This window comes from Lonepinella sp. BR2357, from assembly GCF_051851525.1.
Classification (GTDB): domain Bacteria; phylum Pseudomonadota; class Gammaproteobacteria; order Enterobacterales; family Pasteurellaceae; genus Lonepinella.
Genome location: NZ_JBPDVG010000002.1, coordinates 1 through 15,470, shown reverse-complemented (window position 1 = coordinate 15,470; position 15,470 = coordinate 1). Strand labels below are relative to the sequence as shown.

At 41.2% G+C, this 15,470-nt stretch carries 14 protein-coding genes; 4 read left to right on the top strand and 10 right to left on the bottom strand.

The window, feature by feature from the left end; translation table 11 throughout:
- Window positions 1-35: 35 nt before the first annotated feature.
- The 8 genes from ruvB to aspS form a co-directional block, all read right to left on the bottom strand.
- Window positions 36-1,043 carry a Holliday junction branch migration DNA helicase RuvB gene (ruvB, locus tag ACTG7L_RS01325; RefSeq protein WP_439242243.1) on the bottom strand — a complete coding sequence of 336 codons (1,008 nt, stop codon included), beginning with the start codon at window positions 1,041-1,043 and terminating at the stop codon, window positions 36-38.
- A gap of 12 nt (window positions 1,044-1,055) precedes the next feature.
- Complete coding sequence (ruvA, locus tag ACTG7L_RS01320) at window positions 1,056-1,670, bottom strand: Holliday junction branch migration protein RuvA (protein WP_439287181.1); 615 nt, start codon at window positions 1,668-1,670, stop codon at window positions 1,056-1,058.
- A gap of 60 nt (window positions 1,671-1,730) precedes the next feature.
- Window positions 1,731-2,303, bottom strand: a complete 573-nt coding sequence (gene ruvC / locus ACTG7L_RS01315) for a crossover junction endodeoxyribonuclease RuvC (RefSeq protein WP_439257685.1) — start codon at window positions 2,301-2,303, stop codon at window positions 1,731-1,733.
- Between the two features lie 63 nt (window positions 2,304-2,366).
- Window positions 2,367-2,909: an ACP-like domain-containing protein gene (locus tag ACTG7L_RS01310; protein ID WP_439242249.1), complete on the bottom strand. Its 543-nt coding sequence runs from the start codon at window positions 2,907-2,909 to the stop codon at window positions 2,367-2,369.
- Window positions 2,910-2,997: 88 nt separating this feature from the next.
- Complete coding sequence (locus ACTG7L_RS01305) at window positions 2,998-3,738, bottom strand: YebC/PmpR family DNA-binding transcriptional regulator (protein WP_439242251.1); 741 nt, start codon at window positions 3,736-3,738, stop codon at window positions 2,998-3,000.
- Between the two features lie 319 nt (window positions 3,739-4,057).
- Window positions 4,058-4,495, bottom strand: a complete 438-nt coding sequence (nudB, locus tag ACTG7L_RS01300) for a dihydroneopterin triphosphate diphosphatase (RefSeq protein WP_439287180.1) — start codon at window positions 4,493-4,495, stop codon at window positions 4,058-4,060.
- Window positions 4,496-4,498: 3 nt separating this feature from the next.
- On the bottom strand, window positions 4,499-5,104 hold the full coding sequence (locus ACTG7L_RS01295; protein ID WP_439287179.1) for a hypothetical protein: 606 nt from the start codon (window positions 5,102-5,104) through the stop codon (window positions 4,499-4,501).
- Window positions 5,105-5,164: 60 nt separating this feature from the next.
- Complete coding sequence (gene aspS, locus ACTG7L_RS01290; protein ID WP_439287178.1) at window positions 5,165-6,931, bottom strand: aspartate--tRNA ligase; 1,767 nt, start codon at window positions 6,929-6,931, stop codon at window positions 5,165-5,167.
- A gap of 111 nt (window positions 6,932-7,042) precedes the next feature.
- On the opposite strand from aspS, the gene cmoA reads away from it, so the two are divergent.
- Window positions 7,043-7,768, top strand: a complete 726-nt coding sequence (cmoA, locus tag ACTG7L_RS01285) for a carboxy-S-adenosyl-L-methionine synthase CmoA (RefSeq protein WP_439287177.1) — start codon at window positions 7,043-7,045, stop codon at window positions 7,766-7,768.
- Window positions 7,769-8,040: 272 nt separating this feature from the next.
- Here the strand turns inward: cmoA and cydB are convergent, their stop codons facing one another.
- Window positions 8,041-9,177, bottom strand: coding sequence for a cytochrome d ubiquinol oxidase subunit II (gene cydB, locus ACTG7L_RS01280; protein ID WP_439287176.1), 1,137 nt, complete (start codon window positions 9,175-9,177; stop codon window positions 8,041-8,043).
- Between the two features lie 14 nt (window positions 9,178-9,191).
- A complete protein-coding gene (locus ACTG7L_RS01275) occupies window positions 9,192-10,754 on the bottom strand; it encodes a cytochrome ubiquinol oxidase subunit I (protein ID WP_439287175.1) in 1,563 nt (520 codons plus the stop codon).
- Between the two features lie 500 nt (window positions 10,755-11,254).
- Between ACTG7L_RS01275 and ACTG7L_RS01270 the strand changes: the two genes are divergently transcribed.
- From ACTG7L_RS01270 to ACTG7L_RS01260, 3 genes are all read left to right on the top strand, one after another.
- Complete coding sequence (locus ACTG7L_RS01270) at window positions 11,255-11,575, top strand: DUF5339 domain-containing protein (protein WP_439242267.1); 321 nt, start codon at window positions 11,255-11,257, stop codon at window positions 11,573-11,575.
- 120 nt (window positions 11,576-11,695) lie between these two features.
- The gene (gene glnE / locus ACTG7L_RS01265) at window positions 11,696-14,593 is read left to right on the top strand and encodes a bifunctional [glutamate--ammonia ligase]-adenylyl-L-tyrosine phosphorylase/[glutamate--ammonia-ligase] adenylyltransferase (RefSeq protein WP_439287174.1); all 2,898 of its coding nucleotides are present in this window, start codon (window positions 11,696-11,698) and stop codon (window positions 14,591-14,593) included.
- Window positions 14,580-14,915, top strand: a complete 336-nt coding sequence (locus tag ACTG7L_RS01260) for an RnfH family protein (RefSeq protein WP_439287173.1) — start codon at window positions 14,580-14,582, stop codon at window positions 14,913-14,915. Before glnE ends, ACTG7L_RS01260 begins: the two co-directional genes overlap by 14 nt.
- Window positions 14,916-15,470: the final 555 nt, after the last annotated feature.

The following is a 15,470-nucleotide window of genomic DNA, read 5'->3' as shown; positions in this document are numbered from 1 at the left end:
TCAAACAGGAAACGCTCTCCCCCGTTTCCTGTTTCTTATTCCGTTAATTTTTCTAAGCCAAAATGGCGATAAGTATGGCTTGTGGCAATGCGTCCCCTTGGTGTACGTTGCAAAAAGCCTTGTTGGATTAAATACGGCTCCAAGACATCTTCAATGGTATCCCGTTCTTCTCCAATGGCAGCGGCAATATTGTCTAACCCCACGGGACCGCCGTCAAAACGTTCAATAATCGAGGTTAAGAATTTACGATCCAAATAATCAAAACCGGCCTGATCAATATCCAACATAGACAAGGCTGCATGGGCAATATCCGCAGAAATCACACCGCGGTTTTTGACATCTGCATAATCACGCACACGACGTAACAGACGATTAGCAATTCGTGGCGTCCCTCTCGAACGGCGAGCAATTTCAAGGGCGGCGGATTCGGATAATTCAAGATTTAAATACTTCGCACTGCGTGACACAATAAAGGTTAAATCCTCTACCGAATAAAATTCCAAGCGTTGCACAATACCAAAACGATCACGCAATGGCGACGTGAGCGATCCTGCTCTTGTGGTTGCCCCAATCAAAGTAAAGGGTGGTAAATCCAGTTTAATCGAACGAGCCGCGGGGCCCTCGCCAATCATAATATCCAGTTGATAATCTTCCATGGCGGGATATAACACTTCTTCAATGGCGGGCGACAGTCGGTGAATTTCATCAATAAACAACACATCATGGGGTTCAAGATTGGTAAGCATGGCCGCCAAATCCCCTGCTTTTTCTAGCACAGGGCCGGATGTGGTGCGGATATTGACGCCTAATTCATTGGCCACAATATTTGCTAGCGTGGTTTTTCCCAACCCAGGTGGGCCGAAAACCAACAGGTGATCCAAGGCATCTTGGCGCAATTTTGCCGCTTGAATAAAAATCTCCATTTGCGACCGCACTTGCGGCTGCCCGACGTAATCTGCCAACAATTTAGGGCGAATAGCACGATCCACCGCTTCGTCATCTAATTTTGCTACGCCACTGATCAGGCGATCTGCTTCAATCATGTTCTATCTCACTTACAACGCTGCTTTTAAGGCTTCACGAATTAATTGCTCCGAAGAAAGATCGGATTTTGCCACTTTTTTCACCATTTTTTCTGCGTCCGTTGGTTTATAACCCAATGCAATAAGTGCAGAAACGGCATCTTCAGCAGCAACATTTTCTGCGGAAGAACCTCGTTCAACGGCAGGTAAATGGGTGCTTTCCACAAAGAAATCCCCTTGCCCCACGCCTTTAAATTTACCTTTCAATTCCACCAACAGCCGTTCCGCCGTTTTCTTACCTACACCGGGGATTTTCACCAATTTAGATAATTCCTCATGTTCAATGGCATAAGCAAAATCCGCCACTGACATCGCGGATAAAATCGCCAACGCCAATTTCGGCCCGACGCCATTGGTTTTAATTAATTCACGGAATAAACTGCGGTCAGATTTATGTGAAAATCCAAATAAAAGGTGCGCATCTTCACGTACCACAAAATGGGTAAACAAAGTGCAATCTTGCCCCAATTCAGGCAAGTCATAAAAACTGGTCATGGGCAACAGCAATTCATAGCCCACCCCTTGCACGTCTAGCAAAATTTCAGGGGGGTGTTTTTCAATAAGTTTACCTTGTAAGCGACCGATCATTGTTGTTTCCGTTGTTGAAAAAATTTGCTTTATTATACTAAAAACTGAATAAAAGAACAGTTAAATTTTCAAGCGAAATCGCCCACGGCTATAACGGGTGCGTAAAAGTGCGGTGTATTTTTCACGAGTTTCTGTGGGTTGAGCGGTTTGGGAGATGTGCAAACTATGTTGAATGGTGTGCGCATGGGTAATCGCAATGGCTAAGGCGTCAGCCGCATCCGCTTGGGGTTTGTCGGAAAGTTTTAATAAACGGGTAACCATATCTTGCACTTGCACCTTATCGGCGGAGCCAATACCTGTCACGGTTTGTTTGACTAAACGAGCGGCATATTCAAACACGGGTAAATCTTGATTAACGGCGGCCACAATGGCGGTACCACGAGCTTGGCCGAGTTTTAACGCAGAATTGGGATTTTTCGCCAAAAAGACTTCTTCAATAGCAAACATATCAGGTTGGAATTGGGTAATAATTTCCGTCACACCCGCATAAATACGTTTTAAGCGGGTCGGCATATCGTCCACTTGGGTACGAATAGCGCCAGAACCAAGATATTCTAATGTGCGTCCAGTTTGTCGAATTACCCCATATCCTGTCACTCTGGAACCAGGGTCAATGCCTAAAATAATTGCCATATTGTCCTACAAAATAAAATGGGTGGAGCTTAATCCCCACCCAATTATCATAACCGATTTCAATTATTTATTTAATCGTTTTGTTGCTGTTTTATTCACATTACAAAGTTTCGCTAAGATTTGATCGGATTCGGCGCCTTTTTTGAGGAAATGAATCGCATCAACCCCGTTGAAATTATCTAAGGTCAAACCCGTATCCACATTCCATTCATACTTATCTGAAACGAATGAAACCGTATCTTTGCTGTTATCATCACGTGCCAATGATACTTTTAATGCTTTTTTGCCTTTACCTAAACGTACACTCACTGCACGAGGATCGTTATTTTCAAAGGCATAAGTTGCTGTAACGACTTTACCTGATTGGCAACGATACACCACAGATTTGTTCACCGTTGGTACTTTTTGTACTTTGACTTGTGCGGTACCATCAATATTTTTTGCAATTTCAGCGGCTTGTGTATTGGCCGTATTTGCGGCTTGCTCCATGGCTTGCGCTTGTTTTTCTGCTTGTGCAACGGCCATTTCCTGTTCAGTTGGGCCAGAAGAACAAGCGGCTAACACCGCAGCAGCACAGATTGCAGGAATAAATTTAATTAATTTCATAAAATCTCCTTAAATAAAATAAAAGCAAAGTCTTGTTCAAAAAGACAGCTTTATCCTAGCATACCAAACCCGATAATACAAATTTATCTTAAAGTAAGGCGGCGACTTCATCACTGATTTCGGCATTGTGATACACGTTTTGTACATCATCACAATCTTCTAACATATCAATTAAACGCAATAATTTCGGGGCATTTTCCGCATCAAGATCCACCGTGGTTGATGGAATCATAGTCACTTCCGCATTCTCAATTTTAAAGCCGGCTTTTTCAATGCCATCACGCACATCACCGAGATCTTCCCATGCCGTATAGATTTCAAAAGAACCATCCTCTTGCGCTTGAATATCGTCTGCACCTGCTTCAATGGCTGCTTCAGTTAGCGCATCTTCATCCCCTGAGGCAATTAAGATCAAGCCTTTTTTGCTGAATAAATAACCGACTGAACCCTCAGTTCCTAAGTTACCACCACATTTAGTAAAACTTGGGCGAACTTGGGAAATGGTGCGGTTGGCATTGTCGCTCAAACATTCGACCATCACTGCTGTGCCACCCGGTCCATAGCCCTCATAGACTTTGGTTTCCATATTGGTGTCATCGCCACCACCCACACCACGTTCAATGGCACGATTAATGGTGTCACGAGTCATGTTGCTGGAAAGCGCTTTATCCACTGCTGCACGTAAACGAGGATTCGTGCCGACATCTCCGCCACCAATTTTTGCAGCGGTGACTAATTCACGGATTAATTTAGTAAATACTTTACCACGTTGTGCATCTTGTGCGGCTTTGCGGTGTTTGATGTTAGCCCACTTACTGTGTCCTGCCATTTGTATGTTTCCTTTTTATTTTTTAAGTTGTCTATTTTATTCGTTATATCGGATTTCGCCGATGGCGACTTACTTTTCTTTGCTTGTACAAAGAAAAGTAAGCAAAAGAAAGTACACCCCGACTTCACCGCTTTTCCTTGCTTATGGGGATTTTGCTTAACGGAAAGTTTTGAACTCGCTTCGCTCAAACATGCAAAACTTTCCTACAAAATACCCCAACGCAAGGGCGGTTCAGACGGGGCCCCATTACTGATCTTTTTGAAATCAGTTTCCCTATATTCTTCCCCTCTCCCTTTGGGAGAGGGCTAGGGTGAGGGTTCTATGTTATTAAATATTTTTCTATTGCCTGCCGATTATTCGGTGATTTAGTGAGTTCGGCAGCTTGTTTAGGTTCTAACCATTGATAAGCAAGATGTTCCGTTAATTGGGGAACTCGCTCATCAGGCAGTACCAACAAAAACCAATGCTCTTTGCAATGGGTCACATTCGGGGCATATTTATACCGAAAATGCGGGAAAATTTCAAATGTTATCCATTCGTTGCAGTCAAAAAGTGCTAAATTTTCCGCTTTGATGTCAATGCCTGTTTCTTCTAATACTTCTCGAATTGCCGTTTGTTCGGGCGTTTCGTTCTCTGCTAACGAGCCTGTTACTGATTGCCAAAAATCAGGATCGTCTTGGCGTTGGAGCATTAGGACATTATTACTGTTTTGGGCATAAATGACAACTAAAACGGAGTTAGGGTTTTTGTATGCCATAAATTATTCTTTAGCAATACGCATAAAACTTCTTAGTTTTACAATGAACAGCACGACACTTACAATTAAAATAAAAGGTGTCTCATTAGGAGCAAGAAATTTCCAATGCATAAGCCCAATAAAAGCAAATACACCTAACAACCATTTTTCTACCCCATTATATTCATCTATTAGAGATAATAGAGAAAAGAAAATTTGTAATAATACAAGATAAATAAATTGCTTCAAACTAACTATCAACATTTGATAATATCCACCACCATAATGTCCCCAGTCTACAAAATCAGCACACACGTTAAGAACTACCATCCCCGTACAAATATCAATAATAGTTTTTGTTGGCATATCAAGAAAATTATAAATTTTATCAGGTAATTTATCTTCCTTATCAATAACTCGATATAGAAAGAAAATGAAAACCACTATTGTAAAAAACCAAATAATGGGAACCATTGTCTCTCGTTTAAAAGCAAGATCAGGGAGATTAGGCTTGAAATATTGAAAACAAAAAATAAAAATAAACCATATCAAATTTGGTTTTAAACTTTTCCACAATTCCGTAACAATATTGCTAAATAATATATTTATTGAAATATTTGGCTTAGTCATTTAATTTCTCTTATATTAAATAGGTCTTTTAACCATTTAAAAGACCTATAATAAATTACTTTATTCTGCTTTCACCACTGCCACCGCCAATTCCGCCAACGCCTGCGGATTCGCAAAACTCGGGGCATCCGTCATCAAGCACGCTGCTGCAGTGGTTTTCGGGAATGCAATCACATCACGGATATTTTCTGTACCCGTCAACAACATAGTTAAACGGTCTAAACCAAACGCCAATCCAGCATGTGGCGGTGTACCGAATTTTAAGGCGTCTAATAAGAAACCGAATTTTTCACGTTGATCTTGTTCTTTAATGCCTAAAATGCGGAATACGGTTTGTTGCATTTTCGGGTCGAAAATCCGTACCGAGCCACCGCCCACTTCGTAACCGTTGATCACCATATCGTAAGCGTTTGCCACGGCACTGGTTGGATCCGATTCAAGCTGTTCTGGGCTGAAATCTTTTGGTGAGGTGAATGGGTGGTGCATGGCGGCTAAATTGCCGTCTTCATCCCGTTCAAACATTGGGAAATCAATCACCCATAGCGGTTGCCATTCGTTTAGGCGAGTTAAACCGAGATCACGACCAAGTTTTAAGCGTAACGCACCTAATGCGTCGGTGGTAGTTTGCCATTTATCCGCACCGAAGAAGATAATATCGCCTGTTTCGGCTTTCACTCGATCTAAAATCGCTTTTAACACGTCTTCCGATAAAAATTTCGCAATCGGGCTTTGCACGCCGTCTAGTCCACCATTCACATCATTGACTTTTAACCACGCCAAGCCTTTTGCACCATAAATGCCGACAAATTGGGTGTATTCGTCAATTTGTTTACGCGTGATGGTTGAGCCGTTTGGTACACGAATTGCCGCCACACGTCCGCCTTTATCGTTGGCAGGGGTTTTAAATACGCTAAACTCCACCTCACGCACAAGGTCAGAAATGGTGACCATTTCTAATGGGTTACGCAAATCAGGCTTGTCTGAACCGAAACGTTCCATGGCATCTTGCCAGGTCATCACAGGGAATTTGCCTAAATCCACGTTGATGGTGTTGAGCCATAAACCATGGATCAATTCTTCCATAATCGCACGCACTTCAGGGGCGGTTAAAAAGCTGGTTTCCACATCAATTTGGGTAAATTCAGGTTGACGATCCGCACGCAAATCTTCATCACGGAAACATTTCACAATTTGATAATAACGGTCAAAACCAGACATCATCAAAAGCTGTTTAAATAATTGCGGTGATTGTGGCAAGGCATAGAATTTGCCTTTATGCACACGGCTTGGTACGAGATAGTCTCTTGCACCCTCTGGCGTGGCTTTGGTCAACATTGGGGTTTCAATGTCTAAGAAACCCTGTTCGTCCATAAAACGGCGGACAAAGCTGGTAATTTTCGCACGAGTTTTTAAACGTTCCGCCATTTCAGGACGGCGTAAATCTAAATAACGGTATTTTAAGCGTTGTTCTTCGGTGTTATTTTGGTTGAAGTCTAACGGCAATACGTCAGAGGCATTATAAATAGCCAATTCGTGAGCCAAAATTTCCACTTCGCCTGTTGCCATATTTTTGTTAATTTGATTATCAGGACGAGCAATCACTTCGCCTTTGATTTGAATACAAAATTCGTTACGCAGGCTGGCAGCTTGCTCTAAGGCTTGTGGATATTTCGGGTCAAAACACACTTGCACAATGCCTTTTACATCACGCATATCAATAAAAATCAATCCACCTAAATCACGGCGTTTATTCACCCAACCGCTTAATGTCACTTGTTGTCCGATATTGTCACGGTTTAATGCACCGCAATAATGTGTACGCATCATATTCTGTTTTCCTTAAAATTATTTTTTAAACATAATCGGTAAATTATAGCTGAAAAAAAATAAAACTTCTTCTAAAATAACCGCACTTTTTTATCTAAAGATGGCAAATTTATGAATAAAGATACTATTTTCTCTGCCCCCATTGAAAAACTGGGCGATTTTACTTTTGATGAAAACGTGGCGGAAGTGTTTCCCGATATGATTCAACGCTCCGTACCGGGGTATTCTAATATCATTACAGCTATCGGCATGTTGGCAAATCGTTTTGTCACGGCGAATAGCCATGTCTATGATTTAGGTTGTTCTCGTGGCGCAGCGACACTTTCTGCTCGCCGAAATATTCAACAGCCAAACGTAAAAATTATCGGTGTGGATAATTCACAGCCGATGGTAGAACGTTGTCGTCAGCATATTCAAGCCTATCATAGCGAGATTCCAGTAGAAATTTTGTGTGATGATATTCGCAATATCAAGATTGAAAATGCCTCTATGGTGATTTTAAATTTCACCTTGCAATTTTTACCACCTGAAGATCGCCAAACCTTGTTGGAAAAAATCTATCAAGGCTTAAACCCAAATGGCGTGTTGGTGTTGTCGGAAAAATTTCGTTTTGAAGATAAAAACGTGGATAATTTGCTGATTGATTTACATCATCAATTTAAACGTGCTAATGGTTACAGCGAATTAGAAGTGAGCCAAAAACGCACCGCACTGGAAAATGTGATGCGACCCGATAGCGTCAATACCCATAAAGTGCGGTTAAAAAACATTGGATTTTCGCAAGTGGAATTGTGGTTTCAGTGTTTTAATTTTGGATCCATGGTGGCGGTGAAATAGTCCGCATACCAATAGCCCCGTACTTACGTATGGGGTTAAGCATGGTTACGCCACGCCGTGGCTAATGCCAACACAATCGTAACCTTGTACGTCACTGCAAGACAAACAAAAACGCTGAATAATAACTTATTCAGCGTTTTTCTTCTTTATCGGCATTGACTATTTGTCAAATGAACCTTTGTCCTCGAGTTTTGTCACTACTTTGACACTAAGCCAAACGGTAGCTAAAACACCAATTACCCAAGCTGCATATACCATTGTAATTCTCCTTTTTAGTATGCTGTCGTTTTGTTTTCTTCGATGTATTTCGCATCGATACGACCGAACATTTTGTAGTATGACCAAATGGTGTAAGACAAGGCAATTACCACAAACACTAATGCAAAGTAGAACATTAAGGTTAAGGTTAAGTGACTTGATGTTGAATCCCACATCAATAAGCTCATATCAGGATGCGTAATGGATGGCATCACAAATGGGAACATAGACACACCACAGCTCACGATCACGCCCAACATGGTTAATGATGAGAAGAAGAACGCAAAGCCAGAGCGGTTCGCTTTAGAGGCGGCGATATTTAATAACGCACCAATCACTGCAATGGCAGGGAAAATATACAATACTGGTAAGTCATTGTAATTTCTGAACCATGCACCGGTTTCAAGCACCACGGTTTTGCCTAATGGTGAAGACACCGCATTGTGGTCAATCGCACTCGTTACAATGAAACCATCTTTGAATAATAACCATACACCTGCAAGCACAAATGTCACTAAGGTAGCAAAAGCACCTACTTGTGATACAGCTCTTGCACGATTGCGTAATTCGGCAGTGGTTTTCATTTGTAACCAAGCTGCACCTTGTGTGGTTAACATTGATAAGCTAATTAAGCCACAAAGTAACGCAAATGGATTTAATAATTCAAAGAATCCGCCGGTGTATTTGATTTGCATAATGTCGTTGAATTCAAATGGCACGCCTTGTAATAAGTTACCAAAGGCCACACCGAACACTAATGACGGCACAAAACCACCAATGAATAAACCTGCATCCCATGCTTTACGCCACGTTGGATTATCGATTTTCGCACGATATTCTAAGCCCACAGGACGGAAGAATAAGGCAGCTAGAACCAAAATCATGGCAATATAAAAGCCTGAGAAAGACACGGCATAAACGATTGGCCATGCGGCGAACATTGCGCCCCCTGCGGTTAATAACCAAACTTGGTTACCGTCCCAATGCGGTGCAATAGTGTTCAACATAACACGTTTTTCAACTTCTTTTTTACCGGTGAATGGTAATAAGGTTAATACGCCCATATCGAAACCGTCTGTGACACAGAAACCGATTAACAATACGAGGATAAGAATCCACCAAATAAAGCGTAGAATTTCATAATCAATCATCGTCTAACTCCTACTTATTTAGTTGATTGCTCAAAATAATAGCGACCTGTTTTTAATGCGCTTGGGCCAAGACGACCATATTTGAACATTAAATACATTTCTGCGACTAAGAATACCGTATATAAGGCACAGAGTAAGCCAATGGAGAACCAAAGGTCACCGGTACCCAATGATGAGTTAGCAATACCTACTGGTAACACATCTTGAATTGCCCAAGGTTGACGACCATATTCGGCTAAGAACCAACCGCATTCAATGGCAACCCATGGTAATGGTAAGCCCCATAATAAACCACGGAGCAATAAGCCACTTTTCTCGGTTTTATTACGCCATGCTTGTACAAATGCACCAAGAATTAGTAAACCGATTACACCTGCTAACCCTGCCATCACACGGAATGACCAAAATAATGGAGTAACACGTGGAATACTGTCTGCTGCGGCTGCACGAATTTGGCTTTCAGTAGCATCCACCACTTTATCGGTATAACGTTTTAATAATAAACCGAAACCTAAATCTTTACGTGCTTCTAAGAATTGTGCTTTGGTTGCTTCGTCAATTTGACCCGCTTTTTTCTGAGCACGCAATTCTTCTAATAAACCATAAGCAACAATACCGTTACGAACACGTTGTGTATTGGTTGCTTCTAAGTCAATTAAGCCTGGGTAAGTGCCATCAAGTGAACGGGTTGCAATCATACCCCCCATAAATGGAATTTTGATTTCAGCATCATTTTTACGTTCTGCTTGATTTGGAATCGCAAACAATGTCCAAGAGGCTGGCGCAGGTTGTGTATGCCATTCCCCCTCCATTGCGGCAAATTTTACCGGTTGATCGGTTACCGTTTGATAAGCAGATTCGTCACCTAAAATAATGGTACTACCTGTGGCCACTAAACCAAAGGTTGCCGCAATCGCAAAAGAACGTTTAGCAAAAGCAACATCACGGCCTTTTAAAATGTAGAATGCACTGATCGCTAACACAAACATCGCACCCGCTACATAACCAGATGATAAGGTATGTAACAATTTATGTTGTGCTGCTGGGTTTAACCATAAATCTAGGAAACTGGTCATTTCCATTCGCATAGTTTCAAAATTAAATTCTGAACCTGCAGGGAATTGCATCCAGCCATTTGCCACTAAAATCCACATGGCAGAAAGGTTTGAACCAAATGCGACGCAGTAAGTAGAAATTAAATGTTGTTTTTTAGATAAGCGATCCCAACCAAAGAGGAACAAGCCCACAAATGTTGACTCTAGGAAGAAAGCTAACAAGGCTTCGATAGCTAAAGGAGCCCCGAAGATGTCACCTACATAATGAGAATAATATGACCAGTTAGTACCAAATTGGAATTCCATGGTGATACCAGTCGTTACCCCTAAGGCGAAGTTAATGGCAAATAACTTACCCCAGAATTTAGTCATATCTTTATAAACTTCTTTGCCTGTCGCCACATAAGCGGTTTCCATAATCACAAGAATAAAGGAAAGACCCAATGTTAACGGAACAAACAAGAAGTGATATAACGCAGTTAACGCAAACTGCAAACGAGATAGTTCAACAACGTCTAACATCTCACAACTCCTTGTAAATATGCTACAAGATTATATTTCGATTATCGTCCAAAAACGTAATCACCCCGATTTTCTCTTAATGCACTACACATCAAAAGTAACCTTTTATACAAATTATTTAACAATCTTTATTCATTTAATAAATAATAGATTAGCCAAATAATCCAAGATCGGGGCTATTCTACTACTTTTTATGCGGATAAAAAACAGAAAAAATGTTAACTAGATCACATTTCTAGATCTAAATCAAAAAAATCGCAAATTTATTTGCTTTGTCACATTTGATCTGTCGCAAAATTAAATAATTATTAACAAATATTTAACATTTCAACATTATTCTTTACTCGCTATCATATTCAAGATTGCCCCTAAAGAAATATCACTCACGACAAAAAAATATAGACATTTAATTTAATCTCTGGTATTTTCTCCAAAATCGTGGGAATTGTGTACTAAATTTACTCCCATTCTACGCAATGAATCTAAGGATAAAAAATAGTATGATGAAAGCAACAACCAAATTCACAAAACTGTGCTTAACCATGGCATTATCGTTACTTGCAAGTTTGTCCGTGTCCGCCGCAAATACAGCAAAAATGCCTGAACAATGTGAAAAACTGTTTAATGAGGCCGAAAAATTATTTGTTGAGGCACAAAATAGCCCCGGCACGCACACACAACTGAACAACATTCAAAACAAGTTAAATCAAAGTAAAAAACAAATTCTAGAAATGGAAGTGGCAACCCAAATTAAAAGTTGCGATCAAGGTTTAGCCAAACTGAGCCAACTACACAAACCAACTGAAGATCAAGCAAACTAATCTGATCAATTCCCTCTCCCTCTGGGAGAGGGCTAGGGTGAGGGTAAAAAATGTAATAGAACCCCCTCACCCCAACCCTCTCCCAAAGGGAGAGGGAGCAAATCGTGGGAAAATACCATTATGCTCTCGACCGCCACAACTGAAGCCAAACTTCAAGACCTTATTCAAACCCACTTCCCTGAAAAAACGCTCGCAAAAAATACCGCACTTTTAGACAAATTAAACCATGCGATCGCCATGTCAGACTTCGTCTTTGAAGTCTTTAAAAAACAACCGCACTTTTTAGCAAAATGTTTAGAAATCTTACCCGAATTACCTGATGGGGAACAATATTTTCCTCGATTACATCATGAGTTAAATCAAATAGATAACGAAGAACAATTTTACAAAACGCTGCGCCAATTCCGCAACCGAGAAATGGCCATTTTGAGCATTTGTCAAAGCCTAAATGTAGGCACCGTAGAACAAGTTTTTATCCGTTTATCACAATTAGCCGAAAGCCTGATTATTGGGGCAAGAGATTGGCTGTATCAACAAGCCTGTCAAGAAATGGGTACACCTTGCGATGAACAAGGCAATCCGCAACAACTGTATATTTTGGGTATGGGCAAGCTCGGGGGTTTTGAGCTGAATTTTTCTTCCGATATTGATTTGATTTTCACCTACCCTGCGGCAGGCGAAACTGTGGGTGGTCGCAAAGCCATTGATAATCAAAAATTTTTCGTGCGACTCGGGCAGCGATTAGTCAATGCGTTGGATCAATTCACGCCAGACGGCTTTGTGTATCGCACCGATATGCGACTTCGTCCTTTTGGCGACAGCGGTGCATTGGCGTTAAGTTTTGCCGCCATGGAAACCTATTATCAAGAACAAGGGCGAGATTGGGAACGCTATGCCATGATTAAAGGGCGAATTTTGGGTTATGATCCACAAGATCCGAACGTAATAGCCCTACGCCAACTGCTCCGCCCTTTTGTCTATCGCCGTTATATTGATTTCAGCGTAATTCAATCTTTACGTGACATGAAAGGCAAAATTGAGCGAGAAGTCCGCCGTCGTGGTTTAGTGGATAATATTAAATTAGGGGCTGGTGGCATTCGTGAAGTGGAATTTATTGTGCAAGTATTCCAATTAATTCGGGGCGGACGAGAAATCAGCTTGCAACAACATTCGCTACTTAACCTGTTGCCAGAATTAGAAAAATTAGGCTTATTACCACCTGAAAAACGCCACGATCTCACCCAAGCCTATTTGTTTTTACGCCGTGCGGAAAATGTGTTACAGGCCATTAATGACAAGCAAACTCAGCTATTGCCGACAGATCCACAGGATCAAGCACGTTTAGTGGTAGCATGTGCGGAATTTACCCAGTTGAACGCCGAACATCAGCCCGAAACTGTGCGTTATCCCATTCAAGATTGGGATAGTTTTTATGCCGTATTACAACAACATCAACAAAAAGTGCGGTGCGTTTTTGATGAATTAATTGGCGATGAAAAAGAAAAAAGTGAACGTCAGACGGATAACGGCTGGCAAGATTTGTTGGAAATGAATGAGGCGGAAATAGAACAATTCCTCACTGAACAGCACATTTCCGAGACCCATTTTGACGAAATCTTAGATCATTTACACAAATTCCGTCACGAGCTAGAACACCGTGTCATTGGCCATCGTGGGCAAGAAACCCTAAATCAATTATTGCCCCAATTATTTAGCCAAATTTTTAGCCATTCCGCTTATTTAACCTTGTTGCCACGCATGTTAAATATCGTGCAACAAATTCTCTCTCGCACCACCTATTTAGAGCTGTTAGTAGAAAATCCACAGGTACTGACCCAATTATTATCGCTCTGTTCACAATCCAAAATGATCGCCGAACAAGTGGCTCGCCACCCGATTTTGTTGGATGAACTATTAGATCAAAAAAGCCTACAAAATCCACCGCACTTTGAGCAATATCCTGCGGAATTGCAACAATATTTGCTGCGTTTGCCGCCAGATGACGAAGAACAAATTCTATACGCTTTACGTCAATTTAAACAAATTACCTTGCTCCGCATTGCTGCTGCCGATATTCTTGGCGTGTTGCCGATTATGAAAGTCAGCGATCACCTCACCTATTTAGCCGAAGCCATTATTGCGGCGGTAATTAATTTAGCCTGGCAACAAGTTACCACTCGCTTTGGCACGCCTCCCCATTTAACCGACAACGAAAAAGGCTTTGTGGTGGTGGGTTACGGCAAACTCGGTGGAATTGAGCTAGGTTACAAATCTGATTTAGATTTGGTATTTCTGTATGATGGTGTGCAAGGACAGACGGAGGGTGGCAAAAAATCTGTGGATAATTTTCAATTTTATCTTCGCCTTGCGCAAAAAATCGTCAGTATTTTTAGTATGAACACCAGTGCGGGCGTGCTGTATGAAGTGGATTTACGCTTGCGACCATCAGGTGAAGCGGGGTTGTTGTGCAATTCTTTTGAAGCCTTTAAACAATACCAACAAAATGAGGCGTGGACGTGGGAACATCAATCGCTCGTACGCACTCGAGCCGTGTATGGTGAGCCGAAATTACGCCAACAATTTGAACAAATTCGCACAGAAATTTTATCCACACCACGAGATTTAGCAAAATTAAAAACAGACGTCTTGGCAATGCGTGATAAAATGTACCAACATTTGGCCAATGCGGATCCCGAAAAATTTAGCATTAAAACCGATCAAGGTGGCATTACGGACATTGAATTTATCGCCCAATATTTGGTGCTTGCCAATGCCCCAAACAACACCGAGTTAGCCTATTGGTCAGATAATGTACGAATTTTTGACAACATGGCAGAATTTCAAGTGATAAGTGTAGATACTGCCGAACAACTTAAAGATTGCTACACGAGCTTACGCAACCGTATTCATCAGCTTAATTTACTGGGTGAAAAAACCATTGTAGATACCCGTGAATTTAGTGAAGTGCGGTTATTTATTCACCAAATTTGGAAAGAACTTTTTAATGACAACCATTGATATTGAAATCGCCTACGCCTACCCCAAATCCTATTTCTTAAAAAAATTACAGGTAGAACAAGGCACCACGGTACAAGCCGCCATTTTGCAATCGGGTATTTTGCAACAATACACCGACATTGATTTACGAGAAAACAAAGTCGGCGTATTCGCTCGCCCCGTGAAACTCACTGATCCTGTTAATCAAGGTGACCGCATTGAAATCTACCGCCCACTGCTTGCCGATCCCAAAGAAATCCGCCGTAAACGGGCGGAAGAACAGGCAAGAGAGGCGGCGGAGAAGAAAAAATGGGATAAAGAAACAAAAAATAAGCAAGTGTAATTTGCATTATTTATAATTTGTGGGAATATAAAGATCGAGCAAAGGGCGTATGCAATACGCCCCTACAATTTGATTACCATCAGCATTAACTGTAAAAATAACAAAAAATATAACGCTACATTGCATACACCCCAAAAACGCAATTAAACCACAAAAACGTAGGGACGTATTACATACCTCCCAAAAACGCAATTAAACCACAAAACGTAGGGGCGTATTGCATACGCCCAAAAAACACAATTAAATCATAAAAGCGTAGGAACGTATTACATACACCCAAAACACAATTAAACCACAAAACATAGGGGCGTATTGTATACGCCCCAAAAACGCAATTAAACCACAAAACGTAGGAACGTATTACATACACCCAAAAAACACAATTAAACCACAAAACATAGGGGCGTATTGCATACGTCCAAAAAACACAATTAAATCATAAAAGCGTAGGAACGTATTACATACACCCAAAAAACGCAATTAAACCACAAAACGTAGGGGCGTATTGCATACGCCCAAAAAACACAATTAAATCATAAAAGCGTAGGAACGTAT